This window comes from Novosphingobium sp. BL-A-28-Hi1-0D (assembly GCF_055521755.1).
In genome coordinates this window covers 3,395,066-3,417,079 of sequence record NZ_CM145502.1, presented here as the reverse complement: position 1 = coordinate 3,417,079, position 22,014 = coordinate 3,395,066, and the positions used below count along the sequence as shown (strand labels likewise).

Genomic DNA, 22,014 nt, shown 5'->3' with positions numbered 1-22,014 from the left:
GTGTTTCCCCGGGGAAACACTCCAACATGGCCTGTCCGGCCAGATCAGAACTTGGGCGGGCGAAGCGCCTTTGCCCATCCGCTGAGCGTCAGGATCTCGAACCGCTCGGTCACCTTGCCATCGGCTTCCGTCCGCGCGGTGAAGGCTGCCTTGGCGCGGGCGAGGGCGGTCTTGCCTAGCGGCGTACCCGGCCGGGCAAGGCAGTTGCCCAGTCCTTGAGCGCGCAAGTCCGCGATCATTCCGTCGAGCGAGCGGAAGCGCACATCGATGTGATGGCTGTCGATCACCGGATCGGCAAAGCCGGCGCGCTGGAGCAATTGTCCGCCGGCGCGCACGTCGACCATCGGATGCACGCGCGGGGAAGGGCGCTCGCCATCGGCTTCCAGCATGATCGCCCGCAATGCTGGGAGCGATCCTGCGCCAATGAAGCTGGCGATCATCAGCCCGCCATCGGCCAGCGCACGCCGCAGATGCACCAGCGCGCCGGGCAGGTCGTTGACAGTGTCCAGCGTGCCGAGGGTCGCGATGAAGTCGAAGCCGCCCTCGGAATAGGGCGCTTCCTCGTTCAGCGGAGCCGCCCCAAGCGCCGGATCGCGTTCATCGACTGACGCGCCACTGCCTCTCAGGCTCTGCGCAACGGTTCCGGTCCAGTCGCCCACGACCAGAGCGCGACTCGGTTCGTGACGGAGAAAGGAAAGCCGGTCGAGCACATCGTCGGCCATGTCCTCGATCAAGTATCGGGGTGCGTCTGGCTGGCTCTGGAGCCGTGCCATCCGGCGACGCAGAGCATTGCGCCGTTCCGGAGCGAAAATAACGGGGGGAGTGCTGGCCATTTCCGGGCACTGCCCATGTCCGGGCGTCTTGCCAAGGGGGGCAATCGTGCGAGGATCGTCGCGTGAGGATTTCTGCCGCCCTGACGCCCGTCGTGGACTTCGTCTTTCCACCGCGCTGCCCGCTCTGCGGCGGACCCGTCGCATCGCATGGTGGCCTGTGCCATACGTGCTGGCATGGCCTTGCGGTGCCGTCGGGCACTTGCTGCTCGCTGTGCCAGCGGCCGTTGGGGGAAGATCACGGCCACGAGGCCGAGCTGGTCTGCGCGCCCTGCATGGCCGAGCCGCCCCGCCATGCCGGAATCGCCGCCGCCACGCTCTACAACGACCCGTCCCGCGCGCTCGTCCTTGCGCTCAAGCATGGCCGGCGCATCGGTCTTGTCCCGATGATGGCGCGGATGATTGCGCAGCGCTTGCCGACGCTCAAGGGAAACTGGCTGATAGTTCCCGTGCCGCTGCATCGCTGGCGGCTGATGCGCCGCGGCTTCAACCAGTCGGCCTTGCTCGCCCGCGAAGTGGCGCGCCTCACCGGCCAGCGTCTCGTCGTCGATGGCCTCGTCCGCACCCGACCGACGCCTTCGCTCGGAGGCCTGAATCGCTCCGCCCGCGCCAGGGTCCTGCGGGGCGCGATTGCGCCGCATCCGGGGCGGAGCGCTTTGCTGAAGGGCTGCAATGTTCTGCTGGTCGATGACGTCATGACCAGCGGCGCCACGACCGACGCGTGCATCATCGCTCTGCGCAAGGCAGGCGTGGCGCAGGTGCGCATCGCGTGTTTCGCCCGGGTTCTGGATGAAGCGCTGGATGCCTTGCGGGAACGAGTCGAATTGCAGGACTGAATTGCGTGGCAAGACCACAAACGAAACGCCCGGAACCGCAAGGTCCCGGGCGCCATCGTGACGAATTTCTGCGGGCGTTCGCGTGTTTCGCGATAGTGACGGCCCCCTGACCGTCCCGCCTTTTCCCTCACCTTCCGGAAGGCGCTTCGCGCGGCCCCTTTGGGCCTGCAGCGAGGCAGCCGACCGGCCCCTCATCGTGTGTCCCTGAACATTGGCGCGTCATGCACTGCCGCTTCTTGGAAGCTGGCCGTTCAGTTCGCGGCTCCCTCAAGCCGCTGACGCTTCATCACCCATTCATGCCGGGGACGGAAGCAGATTGTGCTGCGCGGGTGGATTTTGAGACCTTGTGTGGTTATCCTGCAACAAATCCGCCACGATCGGGCGGAGTGGAAAGGCGCAAACCATCTTGTCCAGCTCTGACGATACTGCCTTGCGTGAGCAGGGTGCTGAATTCATGCCGAAATTCGACTCCAACGGCTTGCTCACCGCCGTCGCGGTCGATCACGTATCAGGCGCGCTCCTGATGCTCGCGCACGTCAATCGCGAGGCTCTCGACAAGACGCTGGAGACCGGATTCGCCCACTTCTACTCCCGCTCGCGCAAGGCGCAGTGGATGAAGGGCGAGACCTCCGGCCACGTGCTCCGCGTGATCGAGATTCGCGTGGATTGCGACCAGGATGCGCTTGAACTGCGGGTCGAGGCGGCAGGTCCTGCATGCCACACGATGGCGCCTTCGTGCTTCTATCGTCGCGTTACCCCAGATGGAACGCTGGAACGCATCGCTGATTGACGCTTACGTAAAGGTTAGTTAGCAAAGCGGCATGTCACAGCAAGCTGCCGCAGCGACTCACGCTCCGATCGACCACACCGGTCACCTCGATCAGCCTGACGCGCTGAAGCGGGACCAGTTCACTATCTCCGATCTCTCGAACGAGTTCGGGGTGACTGCCCGTGCCCTGCGCTTCTACGAGGATGAAGGCCTGATCGCGCCAGAACGTGTCGGGCTTTCGCGGATCTATTCCAAGCGCGACCGTGCGCGTCTGGCCTGGATCATGCGCGCCAAGAACGTGGGCTTCAGCCTCGCCGAAATCCGCGACATGATCGACCTTTACGACATGGGCGACGGCCGCGCGGAACAGCGCCGCGTCACGATCGCCAAGTGTCGTGAGCGGATCGAGAACCTGCGCCGCCAGCAGGCAGACATTGCTGCGACCATCGAGGAACTGACCAGTTTCGTCGATCTCGTCATCGCCAAGGAGCGGTCCGAAGGCCGCAATCCAAGCGTCTGAACGCCGGACGCCTGAAAGGGACAGGATAAAATGCCGATCTACAACGCGCCCACCCGCGATACCCGTTTCGTCGTGAACGAACTGATCCGCCTTGAGAGCTATGGCAATCTGCCAGGCTTCGAGAGCGCCACGCCCGACATGACCGACGCAATCATCGAGGAAGCCGGACGCTTCGTCTCCGAAGTGATCGCTCCGCTGAACCTGTCGGGCGACAAGGAAGGCTGCACGCGCCATCCCGATGGCAGCGTGACCACGCCCACCGGCTTCAAGGACGCCTACCGTCAGTATGTCGAAGGTGGCTGGGGCACGCTATCGGCGCCGGAAGAGTTCGGCGGGCAGGGCCTGCCGCACGTGATGGGCTTCATCATGGAGAAGTACCTCGCCACGGCCAACCAGGCATTCGCGATGTATCCGGGCCTTGCCAACGGCGCGATCTCGGCAATCCGTGCCAAGGGCTCGCCCGAGCAGCAGGCGAAGTACCTGCCCAAGATGGTCAGCGGCGAATGGCTCGGCACGATGAACCTGACCGAGCCGCACTGCGGCACCGACCTCGGCATGATCCGCACGCGGGCCGAGCCGCAGGCCGATGGTTCCTATGCGATCACCGGAACCAAGATCTTCATTTCGGCGGGTGACCATGACCTGACGGAGAACATCATCCATCTCGTCCTCGCCAAGACGCCGGGCGCGCCGGAATCGAGCAAGGGCATCTCGCTGTTCATCGTGCCCAAGTTCATCGTCAATGCCGATGGTTCGCTGGGCGAGAAGAACGGCGTCAGCGTCGGCTCCATCGAGGAGAAGATGGGCATCCACGGCAACGCCACCTGCGTGATGAACTACGATGGCGCGAAGGGCTGGCTTGTCGGCGAGGAGAACAAGGGCCTTGCCGCGATGTTCATCATGATGAACGCGGCACGCCTTGGCGTGGGCATGCAGGGCCTCGCCCAGGCCGAAGTTGCCTATCAGAACGGCCTTGCCTATGCGCTCGACCGCCGTCAGGGCCGCGCGCTGACCGGGCCTGCCGATCCGCAGGCAAAGGCTGACCCGATCATCGTCCACCCCGACGTGCGCCGGATGCTGATGGACGCCAAGACCTTTATCGAAGGCATGCGCGCGCTGTGTCTATGGGGTGCGCTGCAGGTCGATCTTTCGCACAAGGCGGCAACCGCGGAAGAGCGCGAAATGGCGGACGACCTGATCAGCCTGCTGACGCCCGTGATCAAGGGCTACGGCACCGACATGGGCTACAAGGTTGCCACCGACATGCAGCAGATCTGGGGCGGCCACGGCTACATTGCCGAGAACGGCATGGAGCAGTTCGTCCGCGATGCCCGCATCGCGATGATCTATGAAGGCACCAACGGCGTGCAGGCAATGGACCTCGCCGGGCGCAAGCTTGCCCTGAATGGTGGGCGCGCTGTGCAGGCGCTGTTTGCGCTGATTGACGCCGAATGCGCCGAAGCGGCGGCTGACGATACCGTCAAGCTTGTGGCGGAGCGCCTTGGCAAGACGGCTGGAGAAATGAAGGCCGCGACGATGTGGTTCATGCAGAACGCCATGGCCAATCCCAACAATCTCGGTGCCGGCGCCTATGCCTACATGACGTTGACCGGGATCGTCTCGCTCGGCCTGATGTGGCTGCGCATGGCCAAGGTTGCGGCGGCTGCGATTGCGGACGGTGCTGACGACAAGGCATTCTACGAAGCCAAGCTCGCCTGCGCCCGCCACTGGGCCACCCGCTACACCACCGAAGCAGGCGCCCTGCGTCGACAGGTCGAGGCGGGCTGCGAAACGATCATGGCGCTGACGCCGGAACAGCTGGCCATCGCCTGATCTTTCAGGCCAGCAGCCAGCCGAGAAGGAAAAGCAGACTTCCAAGCAAGGCGGTGATGCAGAGGATGAGGATGAGCCCGAAGCCGTCCATAAGCCCACCATCACCGCCAAGGGCTGCGTAGCCTGCGATTGTCAGGATGCTCCAAGCCAGCCATGACACGAGCATCAACGGTGCCTTGATCAATCCGTTGCTGAAGTTTCGCCAACGCCACATGGCGTAGGCAGACCCAAAGACGACCAGACCCTGCACGCTCGAAATTGCGATGAGGATGATAAAGCTCAAGCAGCGAGCACTTCGTCGAGCATTTCCATGAGCGCGGCCCAACTCTGGCGGTCTGCGCTGGCATCGTAGCCTATGGCAGCCATGCCGCGCGCGTCGCTGCCGGGGTCGGTGAAGCCGTGGCGGACGCCGCTGTAGCTGTGGAAGTGCCAGTTGGCGCCTGCAGCGTCCATTTCTTCCCAGAAGGCCATGACTTGCGAGCGGGGGACCATCGGGTCTGCGTCACCGTGGCAGACGAGGATGCGGGCCTTGATCGCTCCGGGAGCAGCAGGAGCCTGCGTGTCGAGCAGGCCATGGAAGCTGGCTGCAAGCGCGAGGTCAGCGCCATCGCGCGCCAGTTCGAGTGCGGCTTGTCCGCCCATGCAATACCCGATGGCGGCGACCGGCAGGCCTTGCGCCTCCAGCAACCCCGTAAGCGCGGCAAGCCCCGCGCGCAGGCGCTGGCGGTAGCCTTCCGCGCTTTCCCGCAATGGACCTGCGAGTTCGCGCGCGTGGTCGAAATCGCGGACTTGCACGCCGTAGAAGTCAGCAACCATCGCCAGACAACCCGCCTGCGCCAGCATATGGGCGCGGCGGATAATCGGCGTGTTGCAATTGGCGATGGTCGGCAGGATGAGCACGACGGCGCGGGGCGGGCCCTCGGGCTTCACCAGGAAGCCGGTGAGGGCCACGTCGCCGTCGGCGTAATCGACCTGCTCGACCGCCATCGACCTTACTCCGGCAGGAAGTCCGGCACGGAGAGATAGCGTTCGCCGGTGTCGTAGTTGAATCCGAGGACGCGGCTGCCCGTTGGCAGGCTCTGCAGTTTCTGGGCAATGGCCGCCAGCGTCGCGCCCGAAGAAATGCCGACGAGAATGCCTTCCTTGGCCGCGCACTGCCGCGCAAATTCCTTGGCGTCCGCCGGATCGACGGTGATCGCGCCATCAATGGACTTGGTGTGCAGGTTGCCGGGGATGAAGCCTGCGCCGATGCCCTGGATCGGGTGCGGGGCAGGCTGTCCGCCCGAGATCACCGGCGAAAGCGTGGGTTCAACCGCATAGGCTTTCAGCGAGGGCCAATGCTTCTTGAGTTCCTCGGCACAGCCCGTCAGGTGGCCGCCGGTGCCGACGCCGGTGATGAGCACGTCGATCGGCTCGCTAGCGAAGTCCTTGAGGATTTCCTGCGCGGTGGTGCGGACGTGGACCGCGACGTTTGCCGGATTGTCGAACTGCTGGGGCATCCATGCGCCTTCGGTGGTCTCGACCAGTTCCTTGGCCCGCTCGATCGCGCCCTTCATGCCCTTTTCGCGCGGGGTGAGGTCAAACGTCGCGCCATAGGCCAGCATCAGGCGGCGCCGTTCGAGCGACATCGATTCGGGCATGACGAGGACGAGCTTGTAGCCCTTGACCGCAGCCGCCATGGCGAGGCCGATACCGGTGTTGCCGGAGGTCGGCTCGATGATCGTGCCGCCTGGCTTGAGGCTGCCGTCAGCCTCTGCAGCCTCGATCATGGCGAGGCCGATCCTGTCCTTGATCGAGCCGCCCGGATTGGCGCGCTCGTTCTTCACCCATACCTCGTGGTCGGGAAACAGGCGGGACAGGCGAACATGCGGGGTGTTGCCGATAGTGGCGAGGATGGAATCCGCTCTCATGTCGCTTGCTCCTTGAAGTGAAGGGAGGGTTGGAGTCTGGGACCTTGTCTAGGACGATCTGTATCGCGCTGCAAAGGTTCGTGCGTTCTTCAATTCAGGGAATAGGAAGAACCATGCGCCCGTAATGACTATAGCCGAGATGCCGCCGAACAGCACTGCGCCAACCGCGCCGATCAGTGCCGCAGCTACGCCGGACTGCATCTCGCCGAGTTCGTTGGAGGCGGAGATGGCAAGGCCCGAAATGGAAGAGACACGCCCGCGCACGTCATCGGGCGTGTGCAACTGGACCAGCGTGTTGCGGATGAACACCGAGACCATGTCGCCCGCGCCGATTCCCATCAGCATCAGCAGCGAGAGGTGGTAGTTGGTCGATAGCCCGAAACCGATGGTGAACAGGCCATAGACCGCGACGCCAAGCAGCATCTTGTTGCCGACGTTCTGCGTAATCGGCCGCCGTGCCAGCACGAAGGCCACGAGGGCTGCGCCTAGCCCCGGCATCGCGCGCATCAGGCCGAGACCGTCAGCGCCTACCGGCTTGCCATCAATGAACAGGATGTCGCGCGCGAACACCGGCAGCAGCGCCGTGGCCCCGCCAAGCAGCACTGCGAAGAGATCGAGAGTGACGCAACCGAGCAGGAAGCGGTCGTTCCATACGAACTTCAGGCCTTCGAGAATCTGGCGCACGGGATGGGCATTGCGGTTGCCCGCAGGCGGTGGCAATCGGCGAATGCCGAAGACGCAGAAGGCTGACAGCGCGAGAAGGGCAGTCGAGGTCCAGTAGGGCAGGGTGGGGTGCCCGGAGAAGAGCAGGCCTGCGATTGCAGGACCGCCGACCGAGCCGGTCTGCCATGCCATGGAGTTGATCGCGACGGCCTTGGGCATCAGTTCTGCAGGAACGATGTTCGGCGCCACGGAGGCGAGCGCAGGGCCGATGAACACGCGAGCGGTGCCATGCAGGGCGGCGAGGCCGAACAGCAGTGGCAGCGAGGTGATCCCCCTGGCCGTGCAGATCGCCAGCGTCAGAGCAACAACCATGTCGAGGCAGATCGAAATGCCCGCGACGTTGCGCCGATCGAACCGGTCTGCAACGACGCCGGCCACCGGGGTCAGCAGGAACAACGGCAGGAACTGGGCAAGGCCGAGCAATCCGAGCTGGAACGCCGCTTCGGCAATCGACATGCCGTACTGCCCGCGTGCCACGTCGTAGAGCTGATAGCCGAGGATGACGACCATTCCCGAGGTCGCGACGACCGAGAAGAACCGGGCGATCCAGAAGCGCCGGTAGTCGGGGATGGCGAGAGGCGAGGTGGGCGCGGGGGCCGTGTCGGTGTCGGATGATGAAGCAGTCACGCGGCGTGCAATGCCAGCCGATCGCCACCTTGCCAAGAAAGCAATAATTGTGGTCCGCCCAGCGAAGACCTCGCCCGAGCGCCGGTCAGCCCTGACTGCGCGAGCGCGGGCCGGGCTGCAGCGAACGGATCATCTTGTTGAAATCATCGAGACGGACGATGCGTTCGAACTGGAAACCGGCGCGATCGCCATCGCTCCACACGAGGAATGCCTCGATTCGCCCGACTACCGGCAGGCGCACCGTCACCCGCTCGCCGCGCCCGAGATCGCCCACGCCATGGGCCATGAAGCCGGTGGTCGAGATATTGGCGAATTGCAGCAGGATGTCGCCGCGCGCGCGATGCTCGCCGATCACCGGGAGGTTGACCGGGTGACGGGTGGATCGACGCAGATCGGTGACTGAAAGCTGGGCTCCGCCGCGCATCGTTCCTCCTGGCGCATGAGTGACTGTGCCGAAGGATATAGCTCCGAATTGGCGAACAATTGGTAAAGCCCCGGCAAAGGCTTGCCGGAACCGGCAGCTTTTTCCGTTAGGAATCGCTAAACCGGCAGGTTCTTCTCTCGTCAGCTGCGGCGCAGGATACCGTGCTTCTTCTTGCCCGAGGAAATGCGAATTTCCTGTGAAGACAATGAAATACGATGGCTTTCGTCGGTTACGGATACCCCGTCGACCCGCGCGCCACCTCCGGCGACCAGGCGCTTGGCCTCGCCCCTGCTGGCAGCGAAGCCGAGACCGACGAGCACGTCGATGATGGCGATGCTATCTTCGGTTATCTCCAGAACGGGGAGGTCCTGCCCGAGTCCCCCGCCGGCAAAAGTCGCCGCTGCGGTCGCTTCGGCGGCCCTAGCCGCTTCCTCGCCCCGCACCAGGCGCGTGACTTCGTTGGCCAGCACGACCTTGGCCGCATTGATCTCGCTGCCTTCGAGCGATTCGAGCCTTGCGATCTCATCGAGCGGCAGGTCGGTGAATAGGCGCAGGAACTTGCCGACATCGCGGTCGTCGGCATTGCGCCAGTACTGCCAGAAGTCCCACGCCGGCAGGGCGTCCTCGTTGAGCCACACCGCGCCCGCTGCGGTCTTGCCCATCTTCTTGCCGTCGGCGGTGGTGAGCAGCGGCGTCGTCAGGCCGAACACTTCCTTGCCGTCCTTGCGGCGGGTCAGTTCGATGCCGTTGACGATGTTGCCCCACTGGTCGGAGCCGCCCATCTGCAGGCGCACGCCCATGTTCTTGTTGAGGTGACGGAAGTCGTACCCTTGCAGGATCATGTAGTTGAATTCGAGGAAGGTCATCGGCTGCTCACGCTCGAGCCGCAGCTTGACCGAATCGAAGGTGAGCATGCGGTTGACGGTGAAGTGCGTGCCGACTTCCTGCAGCAGCTCGATGTAGCCGAGCTTGCCCAGCCAATCGTGGTTGTTGACCATGACCGCGTCGGTCGGGCCGTCGCCGAATTTAAGCAGCTTGGAGAAAACCGTGAAGATCGAGGCGATGTTGTCTTCGATCGTCTGGTCCGACAGCATCTTGCGGCTTTCGTCACGGCCCGTGGGATCGCCGATCCGCGTCGTCCCGCCGCCCATGAGGACCACCGGCTTGTGTCCGGCCTGCTGCAGGCGGCGCAGCATCATGATCTGCACGAGGCTGCCGACGTGGAGCGATGGCGCCGTGGCGTCGAAGCCGATGTAGCCCGGCACAACGCTCTCGCTCGCCAGCTTGTCGAGCCCTTCGGCATCGGTCAGCTGGTGGATGTAACCGCGCTCGTCGAGCAGGCGAAGGAGTGTGGAGCTGTACTGCGTCATGATCGCGCGCGCCTAGCACGATGGCGTGGGCAAACAAAGGCCCCGCCTTTGGCGAGTTCGCTAGCCTGCTAGGCGCCGACCTCGAAAATCGCGGCCAAAGCTTCCTTGTGGCTTGCGCTTTCACAACTTTCGGATGCGATGGAAACGTTGTGGATTGCTGCGCCAAGGCGGATCGTGCCGGTCGTGACGCATCCGCCCGGATAACCGCCAGCGACGTTTAACTGGGTGCCGGGTTTTGCATGAAGCGTGAGGTACGCCCGGACGGTGTCCCCACTGATGCGCACCACCGGTTGCAATTCGGTCTCAGTCGCCTGCGCCGCATAGGTTGCCTGTGCTGCCTTCGCGACATTCGCAGCATCGTCGATCTTGATGTCGCTGGTGGCCTTGTCGGTCTTGAACTTCATGTAGGAGACGAGAACGCCCGAGCCGGGGCCGCGCAGGCGGCTTTCGGTGGCTTCCTCCAGCATGTCCTTCATGCCCGGCATACGCATCGCCAGGTTCTGCATCGAGGTGCCGGTCCAGTCACTGCCAAGCGTCACCGTTATGCCGCCGCCGATGCCGAACTCCTTGGCCGAAGCCTCGCTGGCGAGCATGGCTGCGGCCGCTGCTGCCAGCGATATGATTGTTCGCATTCCGATCATTGCTTTCCTCTCCCGCCAGCGGTTAGTTCCAGACCATGCCGATCCTGTCCAGCCATCCCTTGCACCCGCCTCTGGAAGTCAGCTCCGTGGAATCGCGCGTTCTCTCGCATGACGCCCGATGGATGACCCTGCGCTGGCGGGTCGAGGGAGCGCAGCGGCTTGTTGTTCCACCGTTTGCAGGCAAGGGGCGGGCAGACGGATTGTGGCAGGCGACGTGTTTCGAGCTGTTCGTGAAGCCCGATGATGGTGAAGCCTATGCCGAATTCAACTTCTCGCCTTCGCAACGCTGGGCCGCCTATGATTTCAGAGCTTACCGTGAGGGCATGGCGGAGCGGCCGATGCCCCGCGATCCTGTCTGCACGCCGCGCAGTGGGCAGTCGGTGCTGATCTTTGACGTGTCATTGCCTTCCGCCGCGCTGCCCTCGCTCCCCGCTGCGATTGGACTGACGGCGGTGATCGAGGAAGACGGCGGGCGCAAGTCGTACTGGGCCATTGCCCACCGCGAGGACCGGCCCGATTTCCACCACGCGTCTTGCTTCGCAGGGCGGCTTGAGGCACCGAGCGCCCCATGAAATTCGGTATCGACCGGCTCATCGCCGACCCCGCCCTTAGGAAGCCGCTCGAAGGAAAGCGTGTGGCGCTGGTTGCGCATCCCGCTTCGGTGACGGCAGGGTTGGTCCATTCGCTCGATGCGCTGATCGCCGCAGGCTTGAACGTGACATCGGCTTTCGGCCCGCAGCACGGGCTGAAGGGCGACAAGCAGGACAACATGGTCGAGACGGCGGACGAGCTCGATCCGATCTATGGCATCCCGGTGTTCAGCCTCTACGGCGAAGTCCGCCGCCCGACGGCGCGGATGATGGACAGTGCCGATGTGTTCCTGTTCGACCTGCAGGACCTTGGCTGCCGCATCTACACTTTCGTGACCACGCTGCTTTACCTGCTCGAGGCAGCAAGCGGCACGGGCAAGTCGGTCTGGGTGCTCGACAGGCCCAATCCGGCAGGCCGTCCGGTCGAAGGCACCACGTTGCTGCCGGGGTGGGAAAGCTTCGTTGGCGCCGGGCCAATGCCGATGCGGCATGGCATGACTCTGGGCGAGATGGGCGCGTGGTTCGTGGAGCACTTCAAGCTCGATGTGGACTACCGTGTTATCACCATGGAAGGCTGGACGCCGGAGCAGGGGCCGGGGTTCGGCTGGCCGGAGAGCCGGATCTGGATCAACCCGTCACCCAACGCCGCCAGCCTGAACATGGCTCGCGCTTACGCTGGCACGGTGATGATAGAAGGAGCGACGTTGTCCGAAGGGCGTGGCACCACGCGTCCGCTTGAGGTGCTGTTTGGCGCGCCGGACGTGGATGCCAAGGCGGTGCTGGCAGAGATGCGCAATTTTGCGCCGCAGTGGCTGGAAGGCTGCGCGATCCGCGAATGCTGGTTCGAACCGACCTTCCACAAGCACGCCAAGATGTTGTGCAGCGCGCTGATGATCCATGCCGAGGGGGCGTTCTACGATCACCACGCATTCCGTCCGTGGCGGTTGCAGGCGCTCGCATTCAAGGCGATCCGCAGGCTATATCCCGATTACCCGATCTGGCGCGATTTTCCTTACGAGTACGTGTTCGACAAACTGGCGATCGATGTGATCAACGGCGGGCCTGCACTGCGCGAATGGGTGGACGATGCAGGCAGCGTGGCTGGGGATCTGGATGTGCTAGCGGGGCGCGACGAGGCCGCCTGGATCGAAGAGCGGCGGCGCTTCCTGCTGTACTGATGCCAAACAGACTGCAACTGGCCGCGCGTTCGCTTCCTACCCCTTGCCTGCCAGCTTGTCCCATTCTTCCCAGCCAATGGCGTGGCCGGGATAGGCTACCTTTGCGAAGGGCCAATCTCTTTCCAGCCACTTGACGACCCACGCGTAAAGCTCGGCTTCAAAGCCTGCATCGTACTCGGCCTTGGTCACCCACATCCGGACAACGGCATCGTAGCCTGCAACAGGGCTCGGCTGGACATAGACGCAGCCGCGCTCGCGCGTGCCATCTGGCGTCAGGACCGCGTAGGCAAAGGATTTACGCTGGGCGAAGCGGGCCTGCTCGGTCTCCATGTCGACCATGGCCTCGGCATCGGTGATGCCGGGATGCGGCCATGCGGTGTTGCGGGTGAAGGTCTTCTGCAGATGCTCGATCGACGACATGTAGGCGTCAAAGTCGATCTTCACGAGCGAAGGGCCGAGGGGGACGAGCTTGAAACCACTGGCTTCGACAAGCGTCGGGACCGCAAAGCCGGCAGGGACCAGCGGAGGCTTGCCCTCAGCGGCCATGACAGGGCGTGCCGCAAGGGTCGCAATGGTCAGGACCAGGCCTGTACAAGCTTGTCTTCGGTTCATTCGGGCATCTCCCTGACGTTGTCAGGGGACGGAGCTAGGGCGGGGCTACAGGACGCGGCAATACGTCGTTTGCCCTTGCCTCTCACCGCCACACGGGCGCACGCTTCTCCAGAAAGGCAGTGATGCCCTCGTCGGTGTTCTCGTCCATCATGTTGCGCGCCATGACTTCGCAGGCGAGCGCATAGGCTTCGGCGCGCGGGCGTTCGCGCTGGGCCTGGAACAGGGCCTTGCCGCGGCGGATCGCGTCGGGGCTCTTGGCGATGATCGTGTTGGCGAAGTCGTCCACGGCAGTATCGAGGGCTTCTGGAGCGGCCACGGTGTTGATCAGGCCCCAGTCGGACGCGGTGCGGGCGTCGATGAACTTGCCGGTGACGAGCATTTCGAAGGCGCGCTTGGTGGGCACGTTGCGGCTGAGCGCGACGGCTGGAGTCGAGCAGAACAGGCCGACGTTGATGCCCGAGACAGCAAAGCGGGCGGTCTCGGAAGCTATTGCCAGATCGCAGGCGCCAACGAGCTGGCACCCTGCTGCGGTGGCAACGCCATGGACGCGCGCGATGACTGGCACGGGCAGGGCGGCGATCGCCTCCATGACCTCGGTGCAGGTGGCGAAGAGACGGCGATAGGTATCGAGGCTGCGGTCCGCCTGCATCTCGGCAAGGTCATGGCCTGCACAGAACGCCTTGCCCGCGCCGGAGATGACCACGACGCGGGCGGCAGGGTCTGCGGCGATGTCGGCAAGTTCCGACTTCAGCTCGCCAAGCAGGGACTCGGACAGGGCGTTGAACTTGTCGGGGCGGTTGAGCACGAGGTCATGACGCCCTTGCGCCGTCCGTGTCACAAGGATCGATTTGCCCATGCTCTGCCTCCGGGAGTTCAGTGTTTCTTGCGGGTGAGTTCCCGCATGGCCCCGTCGAGTCCCTCAAGAGTTAGCGGGTACATGCTGCCGCCGATCAGGTCCTTGATCATCTTGGTGGACTGCGAATAGGTCCACTGCTTCTCCGGCACGGGATTGAGCCAGACGGTGGCCGGATAAGTCTGCGCCACGCGGTGCATCCACACCGCGCCCGCCTCTTCGTTGAAATGCTCGACGCTGCCGCCGGGGTGGCTGATCTCGTAGGGGCTCATCGCCGCATCGCCGACGAACACCACTTTGTAATCGTGGCCGAACTTGTGGAGGATGTCCCACGTTTTCGTGCGGTCCGACCAGCGGCGCTTGTTGTCCTTCCAAACGCCTTCGTAGAGGCAGTTGTGGAAGTAGAAGAACTCCATGTTCTTGAATTCCGCCGTGGCGGCGCTGAACAGTTCCTCGACCAGCTTGATGAACGGATCCATCGATCCACCGACATCAAGGAACAGCAAGAGCTTGACCGCATTGCGCTTTTCCGGACGCATCTTGATGTCGAGCCAGCCCTGGCGCGCGGTGCCCTCGATCGTGCCCTCAAGGTCCAGCTCATCCGCCGCACCCTCGCGGGCGAAGCGGCGGAGGCGGCGCAGGGCGATCTTGATGTTGCGGGTGCCCAGTTCCTTGGTGTTGTCGAGATTGGCAAATTCGCGCTTTTCCCAGACCTTCACCGCGCGCTTGTGCTTGCTTTCGCCACCGATGCGGACGCCTTCGGGGTTGTAGCCGGAATTGCCGAACGGGCTGGTGCCGCCGGTGCCGATCCACTTGTTTCCGCCCTGATGGCGTTTTTCCTGCTCTTCCAGACGCTTCTTGAGCGTCTCCATGATCTCTTCCCACGATCCGAGGGATTTGATCTTCTCCATCTCCTCTTCGGAAAGGAACTTTTCGGCAATGGCTTTCAGCCAGTCCTCCGGAATATCGACCGGGCGCTGGCCATAGTCGGTCAGCAGGCCTTTGAAGACCTTGTTGAACACCTGGTCGAACCGGTCGAGCAGGCCCTCGTCCTTCACGAAGGTGGCGCGCGAGAGGTAGTAGAACGCTTCGGGCGTCTGCTCGATCACGTCCTTTTCCAGCGCTTCGAGCAGCACGAGGTGCTCCTTGAAGCTGGCCGGAATGCCAGCGGCGCGCAATTCGTCGACGAAGTTGAAAAACACCGGTGGCCGCTCCTTTGACTTAACCGGATGATTAAGGGCTGCGCGGGCGATCGGCAAGGGCGTTGCGCGACCAATCGCGTGAAGGATTGCGCGATAGACGGTTGAGCACTCCCGGCAATTGGTTAATTCATGGATAAGCATAGTTAAGGGGCGTTAACCATGAGTCGCGCCGCGGGATTTCTTGGAATTGTCGTGCTGCTGCTTGGTCTTGCCGGGTCCGGACTTCTGGTGTCGGTTCGGCCCGCACGGGCAGATGCGCAAGATGCCGCTTTCCCGGTCGCCGCGCCGCAGCCCCTGCCACCCGCAAGCCGTCCGCAATTGCCGCCGCCGGTGCAGGACGTGCTGCAATCGGGCGTGCTGATCGTCGTCAGCAAGGCATCGCAGCGGATGCACGTGTTCAAGGACGGCGCACATTGGGGATCGTCGCCGGTGTCGACAGGACGCAAGGGGCATTCGACGCCTGCTGGCGTGTTCCCGATCCTGCAGAAGAAGGTTTACCACCGCTCAAACATCTACAGCAACGCGCCGATGCCCTTCATGCAGCGGCTGACCTGGCGCGGGATTGCGATTTACGCGGGCTATCTGCCGGGCTATCCTGCCTCGCACGGTTGCATCCGCCTGCCCCGAAGCTTTGCCAAGGCCCTGTTCGGCCTGACGCAGGCGAGCAGGACCACGGTGGTCGTCACCAACGCGCCGCTGCGCTCTGAGGAGGGGGCGATCACGCTGGCGCTGAATTTGTCAGGTCCTTTGCCACCAGGCGCGCCACCGCCAGGCGCCGCTGTGGCACTGGCTGCGGATGCACCGACGCAGACGATCCAGCTGGCCGCCGCGCTGAGCCCTGCTGAAGCCGAGACTCACTGGCTCGATGCGGTGTCGCGCCATCCTGAGTTGTCAGGCTTCCGCAAGGTGGTGGTTCCGGCAATGGTCGGCTCGCGCAAGTACTGGCGCTTGCGAGCCAGCGCCCCGGGAGCATATGCGGTCTGCTCGTCGCTCAAGCGATCAGGGACGTATTGCTTCAACGTGATCTGACGCGGTGGACGGCAGCGACCAGCACGAACGAGATGTACATCAGCAGATACCATGCTCCCAGCTTGGCGGGGGATACGAGCGTCCAGCCGTCGCGCTGGTCCGGGCAGATCCACGCGCGTGAAAAGGTGGCGATGTTCTCGGCAAACCATATGAACATGGCGACGAGAAACCATCCCAGCAACAGCGGCATCCGGCGATCCTCGCGCCAGACACGGAAGACGACCTGCGTCCGCCAGAACAGCACTGCCATCGCGGCAAAGAGAACGATCCGGACGTCTGGCAGCCAGTGGTGCGCAAAGAAGTTCACGTAGACGCCGATTGCCAGCGCATATGTCCACGCCGTCGGCGGGTAGTCCGCAAAGCGGAAGTCGAAGATACGCCAGACGCGGGCAATGTAGCTGCCGACGCAGGCGTACACGAAGCCGGAGAACAGCGGCACACCGCTGATGCGAAGCACGCTGGCTTCGGGATAGGTCCACGATCCGTAAGCTGTCTTGAACAGTTCCATGACCGTACCGACGACATGGAATGCCAGAATGACCTTGGCTTCGGACAGGGTTTCCAGCCGAAGCAGAAGCATGGCGATCTGTATCAGCAGGGCGCCGATCGTCAGCGCATCGTAGCGGGCGAGGGGAGCATCGGCAGGCCAGAGGAGGTGTGTGCCGAGGAGCATGGCCAGCATGAGGCCGCCGAAAAGGCAGGCCCAGCCTTGCTTGAAGCCGAACAGCAGGAATTCGTAGGCCCAGGCCGGAGGACCCGGGGCTGGGGCAAATGCCTCGAGCCGCGCTCGCACCGCGGCGAACCGCGTGTGGGCAGTTTTCGCAGTCCCGGGCTGGTGAAACGGTGAGTGCATGCCTCAGGTGGCTGGCGGCGGGGCCGGTGGCTGTTGCGGCCAGCTTTCGAGCGAGGGATCGATCTGCGCCCACTGCGGCGCGTCGTCCGTCCAGATGATCGCTTCGGGGCGCAGGCCATGTCCGGCATCGAGCGCGCCGAAGCGGACGGTCTTCAGGTGCGGACGGGCCGAGCTCTGGGCGTAGATCTGCGTGCCGCACGAAGGGCAGAAGTGAAACGTCAGGGTGTTGCCGCTGGCAGCCGTCCACGCATTCCGGGCGACAGCGCCGTCGATCTGGACGTCCTCTGCCTTGAAGATGGCATTGTTGGTCGGTCCCCCTGCGGCGATCTGTTGGCACTGGCGGCACCAGCACTGGCGCGTGGCGACCGGTTCGCCAGAGATTTCAAGGCTTATGGTCCCGCAGGCACATTGGCCGGTGTAGGGCATCTCCGAACCTTCCTTCTGCCCGCAGGCGATTGGGTATTGTTAGTGTTACATACAATTGTTTATGGTGAGTCCATTCGGAGAGGATAACACCAATATGCTCAAGCTCTACAGTTTTGGACCCGCCGCCAACTCGATGAAACCGCTGCTGACGGTGTTCGAAAAGGGCCTCGATATCGAAAAGCGCCGGCTCGATCCCGCAAAGTTCGAACACCATACCGACTGGTTCAAGGCGATCAATCCGCGCGGGCAGGTTCCGGCGTTGGTGGATGGCGATAAGGTTGTGACTGAGTCGACGGTGATCTGTGAGTACCTCGAGGACGAATATCCGACCGAGGTTTCGCTCCGCCCGGCCGACAGCTTTGGTCGTGCGCAGATGCGGATCTGGACGAAGTGGGTCGACGAATACTTCTGCTGGTGCGTCTCGACCATCGGCTGGCACCGCTATGTCGGCAACATGGTCAAGGGGCTGAGCGACGCCGAGTTCGAGGAGAAGGTGAAGGCGATCCCCGTGGTCGAGCAGCAGGTGAAGTGGCGCCGGGCTCGCGAAGGCTTCCCGCAGGATCTGCTCGACGAGGAAATGCGCAAGATCGCATACTCAGTGCGCAAGCTCGACGACCATCTGGCCGATCACGAATGGCTGGTGCCTGGGCAGTACACGCTGGCCGACATCTGCAACTTCGCCATCGCCAACGGCATGCCGTTCGGCTTCAAGGAACTTGTGAACAAGGATGACACCCCGCATCTCGTGCGCTGGATCGAGCAGATCAACGAGCGCCCGGCGGTGAAGGCTATGTTCGCGCAGGTTGAGCTGGAGAAGCTGGGGCCGCGGGAGTGAGGGCGCTGGTGCATGCTGCCGGGTGACGACCAAGCGTCGCCCGGCTCGCTTACTTCAGGCCCGATGAAATCGTGACATTGCCCTTGCTGTCGACCATCGAAACAGGGGCCTCGCCGTTTACGACGGCAAGGACCTGTTCGATCGTCGGCGAGGACTTGAACGGTGCGTAAATCAACGTTCTGTCTGGAAGTCGCAGCGTGACGTCCACTTTCTTGCCGCCGCCAAGCAAGGCCGCCGCAAGGCTCGGGCGCACATCTATGACGGGGCCTGCATCACCGAAAACCACGGTGTACCCACCCAATCCCCCCACCGGTTGATAGACTCCGAACGAATCCGTACTCGCGGCGTCTCGGCAGAATATCTCGGGTGCGCTGTCTTCCTCGTCGGGTCTGGCCTTGGTGGCCGAGAGCTCGGATGGGTGGTCTTCGTCCTTTTCAGGCAGGTCGATACCCATGAGCCCTGCCATCAGTGCTCCTGTCATGTCGGCCTTCGCGCGCTTTGCCGGCTTCTGTGTGAGCATCGTCGGGCAATCGGCAAGCAGTTGCGCTGGTGCCTGCGCGCCCCTTTCCTTGGCAAATCCAAGCGCTTCGGCAGCCCGTGCCAATGTGTTGTCAACTTCCGCCTGATCCAGCGTGGTCGATGTCAGGCGCATGGAAACGAGCCATGCGTTCGACGGGACTATTGCCACGCCCGTCGCCTTTGCTCTGCCGCCTTCAATTGCGTAAGTCAGGCGCAGACCGGAACGGACGGTGTGCCCGGGCGGAATGAAATCAACAGCAAGCGGCCTCTCGGAGAGCTTTCCGCCACCAAGTCTTCCAGCAGCAAGCCCGACACGGATCACCGCCTGGGTGCGATCGATCCAGATCGGCGCCTGTGGGTGAGCCGGCTTGAACACGAAGATCGAAAGCGTGCTTTCGCCGTTGGGTGTCTGGAACGCGAGACTGACGTCACGATGATCCTGTGCATTTTCGGAGATTCCCCGGCGGGAGAATTCTCCGATGGCAGCGGGAAAATCAATCTGGGCTTCTGCATGGCGCCATGGCGCGTGGGTGTCCGCGACTATGGGACCGGGCTTCCATTCGGCGGTCGCGCGAAATGGCAGTGCGAGAACCGTCGCTGCACCAACCACGGTCGAGAGCCTGTGCGCGAACCGCCGCCTCTGCACGGCGTCAGTTGCCCGGGCGCCGCGACATGAAGGCGAGGCGTTCGAACAGCATGATGTCCTGCTCGTTCTTCAGCAGTGCGCCGTGGAGCGGGGGGATGGCCTTGGTCGGGTCGCGGTTCTGGAGGACGTCCAATGGCATATCCTCGTTCAGCAGAAGCTTGAGCCAGTCGAGCAGTTCGGAGGTGCTGGGCTTCTTCTTGAGGCCGGGCACTTCGCGGATCTCGTAGAACACTTCCATCGCCTTGGAGACGAGCGTCTTCTGGATGCCGGGGAAGTGGACGTCGATGATCGCCTGCATCGTCTCGCGATCAGGGAACTTGATGTAGTGGAAAAAGCAGCGGCGCAGGAAAGCGTCGGGCAGTTCCTTCTCGTTGTTCGAGGTGATGACGACGATCGGGCGTTCCTTCGCCTCGATGCGCTCCTGCGTCTCGTAGACATCGAAGCTCATGCGATCGAGTTCCTGCAGAAGGTCGTTCGGGAACTCGATGTCGGCCTTGTCGATTTCGTCGATCAGCAGGACGGGCAGCTTGGGGGCGGTGAAGGCTTCCCAGAGCTTGCCCTTCTTGATGTAGTTGCTGATGTCGTGAACACGCTCGTCGCCCAGCTGGCCATCGCGCAGGCGGGCGACGGCGTCGTATTCGTAGAGGCCCTGTTGCGCCTTGGTGGTGGACTTGACGTTCCACTCGATCAGCGGGGCGCCGACGGCCTTGGCGATTTCGTGTGCCAGCACGGTCTTGCCGGTGCCCGGTTCGCCCTTGACCAGCAGCGGGCGGCGGAGCAGGACGGCGGCGTTGACCGCAACCTTGAGATCATCGGTAGCGACGTAATTGCTGGTGCCTTCGAAGCGCATCGGCGGTTCCTGTGTTAATCGTTTGGTTAAGCGATAAGGCGGGGCGAGGAACTGCGCAAGGGGTATGGCTTCCTGACGTGCGTGTCATCCAGATGGCGATTTGTTGACACTGGCGTCAGTTTTGAGGTTCGTTTATGACGGCTGCGTCAGCTTCGTAGCGTATCAAATTGTCGCCGCAAGGCCGCGATGTCTCTTGCCGATTGAAGCCGTGCGCGGTGGCGTGTAGCGAGGCGGCAATGGTCGCACCCCGCAATGTCATGGCGAAGCAAGGCTATCAGGCATCGCCACGCGAGCGGGCCGGAGCGATGGCGTTTGCGGCTGTCACGACCCTTCTCGTATTCCTGATCATGTGGCGGATGGGTGCGGTCGCCGGGTTCGGCGACGGCAAGGGTTCGCATCTGACCGCAATCGACCTTTCGGCCGACGGGCAGGATGAGAAGAAGGCCGAGAAAAAGCAGCAGAAGCAGGAGCGCAAACAGGCGAAGTCGGCCGAGGCGGCTTCGGCCCAGCCCATGAAGGCGCCGCCGCCAGTTCCCGTTCCCGGCAAGGTCGAATGGCCGGAAGGATTCATCGAACTTTCGCGCAACGATTATCGTGCGACCGATATCTCGAAGATGAAGCGCGCGGAGTCCGGCGGGGCGCAACAGGCGAACGCGGGCAGTCCGGGCGATTCCGCAAGCGTCGGACAAGGACCGGGCGGCGTCAGGCTCTACGCCGCGCAATGGTACCGCGAACCGACCGATGCCGAGATCGGTCCCTACCTGCCACAGCGCCGGATGCAGGGCGACTGGGCCATGATCGCCTGCAAGACGATCGAGAAGTACCACGTCGAAGACTGTCAGGAACTCGGCGAAAGTCCGCCGGGATCAGGCCTCGCCCGGGCGATACGGCAGGCGAGTTGGCAGTTTCTTGTGCGGCCACCGCGCGTGAACGGGAAGCCGCAAATTGGCGAGTGGGTGCGGATACGGTTCGATTTCAGGGCGAAGAAGGGTGAGGGTTAACTCTCGAGCTTGGTGGGCAACACGAAGGCGCGCAGCTTTCTTGCCGGCGTCGTGCGCCAGAGCGCAATGAGAATGAACGCGAATGCGATCCATGGCAGACCATAAGCCAGGCCAAACAGCGAAATGGTAAGTATGCTTGTGGCGCTGGACAGGAATGCACCACCGGCAGATGTGATTGGATTGTCGCTGAGCGCCAATTCACCTGAGCCATAGTAGCGCAAAGTCATTGGCGTAAGGGCGATATCCGCTTCGGCTGCAGCCTGGGAATTGCGGCTTTCTTCGCGAGCCAATCGCAGCGACTCCAACTGGTTGCGGAGTTCGGCCCGTTCCCTGTCGCCAAGGCTTGGCTTGGCGAGCTGTTTTTCGAGATCGGCGATCTGAAGAGCGCTCGAAGCGCCTTCGCGCCTTGCCGCCGCGATCTGGCCACCGAGATCCTGGCCTTCGATGCTCGCAGAGGTCAGTTTTCCGCCCAGTTTATCAGCGGCGGCAACGCCGTCTTTTCCGAATGAGCGGGCAATGTTGCGGTCCAAGCTGACATTGAGCGAGCCCGTGACGTTTCCGCCCCTGACCAGATCGTATCGCATTCCGGTTATCTGGCACTTGGTTGGTCCAAGCCTTTCGCAGGCGGCGGCATTCTGCTCCTGCAGAACAGCGACTGCGGAATTCGGCAGGGAGAAGGCGTAGTCATAGACAAAGGCTACGTTCGGGGCAGCTGAGGCTGAAATCTGTGGTCCGGCGTATGAAGCCTCTTTTGCGTCCATTGCCGCTTCTTCCGCAGGCTTTTCCGAACAGGATGAGAGCAGCATGAGGGTAGATGCCAGAAGCGCGAACTTTGGCGAAACACGATTCCATTTTGCTGCTTGGTTCATGCCGACACCCTCCCGAAACACTGAACGGGAATATGTCTATCATTTAAGTAGAATATACAATCCCGATG

Annotated in this window: 25 protein-coding genes; 9 read left to right on the top strand and 16 right to left on the bottom strand. The window is 63.1% G+C overall.

Going from position 1 to position 22,014, the window contains the following annotated elements:
* Positions 1-44: 44 nt before the first annotated feature.
* Complete coding sequence (locus tag ACZ1JW_RS16485; RefSeq protein WP_465141359.1) at positions 45-833, bottom strand: class I SAM-dependent methyltransferase; 789 nt, start codon at positions 831-833, stop codon at positions 45-47.
* Between the two features lie 62 nt (positions 834-895).
* Between ACZ1JW_RS16485 and ACZ1JW_RS16480 the strand changes: the two genes are divergently transcribed.
* The 4 genes from ACZ1JW_RS16480 (at position 896) to ACZ1JW_RS16465 (ending at position 4,788) form a co-directional block, all read left to right on the top strand.
* Positions 896-1,666 (top strand): double zinc ribbon domain-containing protein, encoded by a 771-nt coding sequence (locus ACZ1JW_RS16480; RefSeq protein WP_465141358.1) that lies wholly within the window; start codon positions 896-898, stop codon positions 1,664-1,666.
* A 454-nt stretch (positions 1,667-2,120) separates the two neighbouring features.
* Positions 2,121-2,456, top strand: a complete 336-nt coding sequence (hisI, locus tag ACZ1JW_RS16475; RefSeq protein ID WP_465141357.1) for a phosphoribosyl-AMP cyclohydrolase — start codon at positions 2,121-2,123, stop codon at positions 2,454-2,456.
* Between the two features lie 31 nt (positions 2,457-2,487).
* Entirely contained in the window at positions 2,488-2,955 is a 468-nt protein-coding gene (locus tag ACZ1JW_RS16470) for a MerR family transcriptional regulator (RefSeq protein WP_465141356.1), read from the top strand.
* A gap of 30 nt (positions 2,956-2,985) precedes the next feature.
* The gene (locus ACZ1JW_RS16465) at positions 2,986-4,788 is read left to right on the top strand and encodes an acyl-CoA dehydrogenase C-terminal domain-containing protein (RefSeq protein WP_465141355.1); all 1,803 of its coding nucleotides are present in this window, start codon (positions 2,986-2,988) and stop codon (positions 4,786-4,788) included.
* A 4-nt stretch (positions 4,789-4,792) separates the two neighbouring features.
* On the opposite strand, the gene ACZ1JW_RS16460 is transcribed toward ACZ1JW_RS16465, so the two are convergent.
* From ACZ1JW_RS16460 to ACZ1JW_RS16430, 7 genes are all read right to left on the bottom strand, one after another.
* A complete protein-coding gene (locus ACZ1JW_RS16460; RefSeq protein WP_465141354.1) occupies positions 4,793-5,071 on the bottom strand; it encodes a hypothetical protein in 279 nt (92 codons plus the stop codon).
* Positions 5,068-5,775 (bottom strand): dienelactone hydrolase family protein, encoded by a 708-nt coding sequence (locus ACZ1JW_RS16455; RefSeq protein WP_465141353.1) that lies wholly within the window; start codon positions 5,773-5,775, stop codon positions 5,068-5,070. The genes ACZ1JW_RS16460 and ACZ1JW_RS16455 overlap by 4 nt, the downstream gene beginning before the upstream one ends.
* A gap of 5 nt (positions 5,776-5,780) precedes the next feature.
* Positions 5,781-6,698: a cysteine synthase A gene (cysK, locus tag ACZ1JW_RS16450; RefSeq protein ID WP_465141352.1), complete on the bottom strand. Its 918-nt coding sequence runs from the start codon at positions 6,696-6,698 to the stop codon at positions 5,781-5,783.
* 48 nt (positions 6,699-6,746) lie between these two features.
* Complete coding sequence (locus tag ACZ1JW_RS16445) at positions 6,747-8,048, bottom strand: MFS transporter (protein ID WP_465141351.1); 1,302 nt, start codon at positions 8,046-8,048, stop codon at positions 6,747-6,749.
* A gap of 85 nt (positions 8,049-8,133) precedes the next feature.
* On the bottom strand, positions 8,134-8,472 hold the full coding sequence (locus tag ACZ1JW_RS16440; protein ID WP_465125680.1) for a PilZ domain-containing protein: 339 nt from the start codon (positions 8,470-8,472) through the stop codon (positions 8,134-8,136).
* 140 nt (positions 8,473-8,612) lie between these two features.
* Positions 8,613-9,842 carry a tyrosine--tRNA ligase gene (gene tyrS / locus ACZ1JW_RS16435; protein ID WP_465141350.1) on the bottom strand — a complete coding sequence of 410 codons (1,230 nt, stop codon included), beginning with the start codon at positions 9,840-9,842 and terminating at the stop codon, positions 8,613-8,615.
* 68 nt (positions 9,843-9,910) lie between these two features.
* On the bottom strand, positions 9,911-10,474 hold the full coding sequence (locus ACZ1JW_RS16430; RefSeq protein ID WP_465141349.1) for a hypothetical protein: 564 nt from the start codon (positions 10,472-10,474) through the stop codon (positions 9,911-9,913).
* A 44-nt stretch (positions 10,475-10,518) separates the two neighbouring features.
* On the opposite strand from ACZ1JW_RS16430, the gene ACZ1JW_RS16425 reads away from it, so the two are divergent.
* Positions 10,519-11,055, top strand: coding sequence for a DOMON-like domain-containing protein (locus tag ACZ1JW_RS16425; protein WP_465141348.1), 537 nt, complete (start codon positions 10,519-10,521; stop codon positions 11,053-11,055).
* Positions 11,052-12,251 (top strand): exo-beta-N-acetylmuramidase NamZ family protein, encoded by a 1,200-nt coding sequence (locus ACZ1JW_RS16420; RefSeq protein ID WP_465141347.1) that lies wholly within the window; start codon positions 11,052-11,054, stop codon positions 12,249-12,251. Before ACZ1JW_RS16425 ends, ACZ1JW_RS16420 begins: the two co-directional genes overlap by 4 nt.
* Before the next feature lie 36 nt (positions 12,252-12,287).
* On the opposite strand, the gene ACZ1JW_RS16415 is transcribed toward ACZ1JW_RS16420, so the two are convergent.
* The 3 genes from ACZ1JW_RS16415 to ACZ1JW_RS16405 all read right to left on the bottom strand — a co-directional run bounded on the left by ACZ1JW_RS16415 (position 12,288) and on the right by ACZ1JW_RS16405 (position 14,918).
* The gene (locus ACZ1JW_RS16415) at positions 12,288-12,863 is read right to left on the bottom strand and encodes a twin-arginine translocation pathway signal protein (protein ID WP_465141346.1); all 576 of its coding nucleotides are present in this window, start codon (positions 12,861-12,863) and stop codon (positions 12,288-12,290) included.
* An 82-nt stretch (positions 12,864-12,945) separates the two neighbouring features.
* Positions 12,946-13,719, bottom strand: a complete 774-nt coding sequence (locus ACZ1JW_RS16410; protein WP_465125686.1) for an enoyl-CoA hydratase — start codon at positions 13,717-13,719, stop codon at positions 12,946-12,948.
* 17 nt (positions 13,720-13,736) lie between these two features.
* The gene (locus tag ACZ1JW_RS16405) at positions 13,737-14,918 is read right to left on the bottom strand and encodes a vWA domain-containing protein (RefSeq protein WP_465125687.1); all 1,182 of its coding nucleotides are present in this window, start codon (positions 14,916-14,918) and stop codon (positions 13,737-13,739) included.
* 159 nt (positions 14,919-15,077) lie between these two features.
* Between ACZ1JW_RS16405 and ACZ1JW_RS16400 the strand changes: the two genes are divergently transcribed.
* Positions 15,078-15,947: a L,D-transpeptidase family protein gene (locus ACZ1JW_RS16400; RefSeq protein ID WP_465141345.1), complete on the top strand. Its 870-nt coding sequence runs from the start codon at positions 15,078-15,080 to the stop codon at positions 15,945-15,947.
* On the opposite strand, the gene ACZ1JW_RS16395 is transcribed toward ACZ1JW_RS16400, so the two are convergent.
* Positions 15,934-16,800, bottom strand: coding sequence for a DUF817 domain-containing protein (locus ACZ1JW_RS16395; RefSeq protein WP_465141344.1), 867 nt, complete (start codon positions 16,798-16,800; stop codon positions 15,934-15,936). The two genes, ACZ1JW_RS16400 and ACZ1JW_RS16395, sit on opposite strands and share 14 nt — an antisense overlap.
* A 3-nt stretch (positions 16,801-16,803) precedes the next feature.
* Entirely contained in the window at positions 16,804-17,226 is a 423-nt protein-coding gene (locus ACZ1JW_RS16390) for a GFA family protein (RefSeq protein ID WP_465141343.1), read from the bottom strand.
* 94 nt (positions 17,227-17,320) lie between these two features.
* On the opposite strand from ACZ1JW_RS16390, the gene ACZ1JW_RS16385 reads away from it, so the two are divergent.
* Positions 17,321-18,061, top strand: a complete 741-nt coding sequence (locus ACZ1JW_RS16385) for a glutathione S-transferase family protein (RefSeq protein ID WP_465125691.1) — start codon at positions 17,321-17,323, stop codon at positions 18,059-18,061.
* A gap of 49 nt (positions 18,062-18,110) precedes the next feature.
* On the opposite strand, the gene ACZ1JW_RS16380 is transcribed toward ACZ1JW_RS16385, so the two are convergent.
* Both ACZ1JW_RS16380 and ACZ1JW_RS16375 read right to left on the bottom strand, forming a co-directional pair.
* The gene (locus ACZ1JW_RS16380; RefSeq protein ID WP_465141342.1) at positions 18,111-19,190 is read right to left on the bottom strand and encodes a hypothetical protein; all 1,080 of its coding nucleotides are present in this window, start codon (positions 19,188-19,190) and stop codon (positions 18,111-18,113) included.
* A 40-nt stretch (positions 19,191-19,230) separates the two neighbouring features.
* Positions 19,231-20,076 carry an AAA family ATPase gene (locus ACZ1JW_RS16375; protein ID WP_144907170.1) on the bottom strand — a complete coding sequence of 282 codons (846 nt, stop codon included), beginning with the start codon at positions 20,074-20,076 and terminating at the stop codon, positions 19,231-19,233.
* Between the two features lie 236 nt (positions 20,077-20,312).
* On the opposite strand from ACZ1JW_RS16375, the gene ACZ1JW_RS16370 reads away from it, so the two are divergent.
* The gene (locus ACZ1JW_RS16370) at positions 20,313-21,077 is read left to right on the top strand and encodes a hypothetical protein (protein ID WP_465141341.1); all 765 of its coding nucleotides are present in this window, start codon (positions 20,313-20,315) and stop codon (positions 21,075-21,077) included.
* Here the strand turns inward: ACZ1JW_RS16370 and ACZ1JW_RS16365 are convergent.
* On the bottom strand, positions 21,074-21,946 hold the full coding sequence (locus ACZ1JW_RS16365) for a hypothetical protein (RefSeq protein WP_465141340.1): 873 nt from the start codon (positions 21,944-21,946) through the stop codon (positions 21,074-21,076). The two genes, ACZ1JW_RS16370 and ACZ1JW_RS16365, sit on opposite strands and share 4 nt — an antisense overlap.
* Positions 21,947-22,014: the final 68 nt, after the last annotated feature.

What these genes read in the sequence shown, in the direction of transcription:
- ACZ1JW_RS16365 (WP_465141340.1), bottom strand. Translation starts at nt 21,946, where the DNA reads ATGAACCAAGCAGCAAAATGGAATCGTGTTTCGCCAAAGTTCGCGCTT.
- ACZ1JW_RS16385 (WP_465125691.1), top strand. Translation starts at nt 17,321, where the DNA reads ATGCTCAAGCTCTACAGTTTTGGACCCGCCGCCAACTCGATGAAACCG.
- tyrS (WP_465141350.1), bottom strand. Translation starts at nt 9,842, where the DNA reads ATGACGCAGTACAGCTCCACACTCCTTCGCCTGCTCGACGAGCGCGGT.
- ACZ1JW_RS16485 (WP_465141359.1), bottom strand. Translation starts at nt 833, where the DNA reads ATGGCCAGCACTCCCCCCGTTATTTTCGCTCCGGAACGGCGCAATGCT.
- ACZ1JW_RS16430 (WP_465141349.1), bottom strand. Translation starts at nt 10,474, where the DNA reads ATGCGAACAATCATATCGCTGGCAGCAGCGGCCGCAGCCATGCTCGCC.
- ACZ1JW_RS16455 (WP_465141353.1), bottom strand. Translation starts at nt 5,775, where the DNA reads ATGGCGGTCGAGCAGGTCGATTACGCCGACGGCGACGTGGCCCTCACC.
- ACZ1JW_RS16470 (WP_465141356.1), top strand. Translation starts at nt 2,488, where the DNA reads ATGTCACAGCAAGCTGCCGCAGCGACTCACGCTCCGATCGACCACACC.
- ACZ1JW_RS16425 (WP_465141348.1), top strand. Translation starts at nt 10,519, where the DNA reads ATGCCGATCCTGTCCAGCCATCCCTTGCACCCGCCTCTGGAAGTCAGC.
- hisI (WP_465141357.1), top strand. Translation starts at nt 2,121, where the DNA reads ATGCCGAAATTCGACTCCAACGGCTTGCTCACCGCCGTCGCGGTCGAT.
- cysK (WP_465141352.1), bottom strand. Translation starts at nt 6,698, where the DNA reads ATGAGAGCGGATTCCATCCTCGCCACTATCGGCAACACCCCGCATGTT.
- ACZ1JW_RS16440 (WP_465125680.1), bottom strand. Translation starts at nt 8,472, where the DNA reads ATGCGCGGCGGAGCCCAGCTTTCAGTCACCGATCTGCGTCGATCCACC.
- ACZ1JW_RS16400 (WP_465141345.1), top strand. Translation starts at nt 15,078, where the DNA reads ATGAGTCGCGCCGCGGGATTTCTTGGAATTGTCGTGCTGCTGCTTGGT.
- ACZ1JW_RS16465 (WP_465141355.1), top strand. Translation starts at nt 2,986, where the DNA reads ATGCCGATCTACAACGCGCCCACCCGCGATACCCGTTTCGTCGTGAAC.
- ACZ1JW_RS16420 (WP_465141347.1), top strand. Translation starts at nt 11,052, where the DNA reads ATGAAATTCGGTATCGACCGGCTCATCGCCGACCCCGCCCTTAGGAAG.
- ACZ1JW_RS16375 (WP_144907170.1), bottom strand. Translation starts at nt 20,076, where the DNA reads ATGCGCTTCGAAGGCACCAGCAATTACGTCGCTACCGATGATCTCAAG.
- ACZ1JW_RS16395 (WP_465141344.1), bottom strand. Translation starts at nt 16,800, where the DNA reads ATGCACTCACCGTTTCACCAGCCCGGGACTGCGAAAACTGCCCACACG.
- ACZ1JW_RS16415 (WP_465141346.1), bottom strand. Translation starts at nt 12,863, where the DNA reads ATGAACCGAAGACAAGCTTGTACAGGCCTGGTCCTGACCATTGCGACC.
- ACZ1JW_RS16410 (WP_465125686.1), bottom strand. Translation starts at nt 13,719, where the DNA reads ATGGGCAAATCGATCCTTGTGACACGGACGGCGCAAGGGCGTCATGAC.
- ACZ1JW_RS16370 (WP_465141341.1), top strand. Translation starts at nt 20,313, where the DNA reads ATGGTCGCACCCCGCAATGTCATGGCGAAGCAAGGCTATCAGGCATCG.
- ACZ1JW_RS16390 (WP_465141343.1), bottom strand. Translation starts at nt 17,226, where the DNA reads ATGCCCTACACCGGCCAATGTGCCTGCGGGACCATAAGCCTTGAAATC.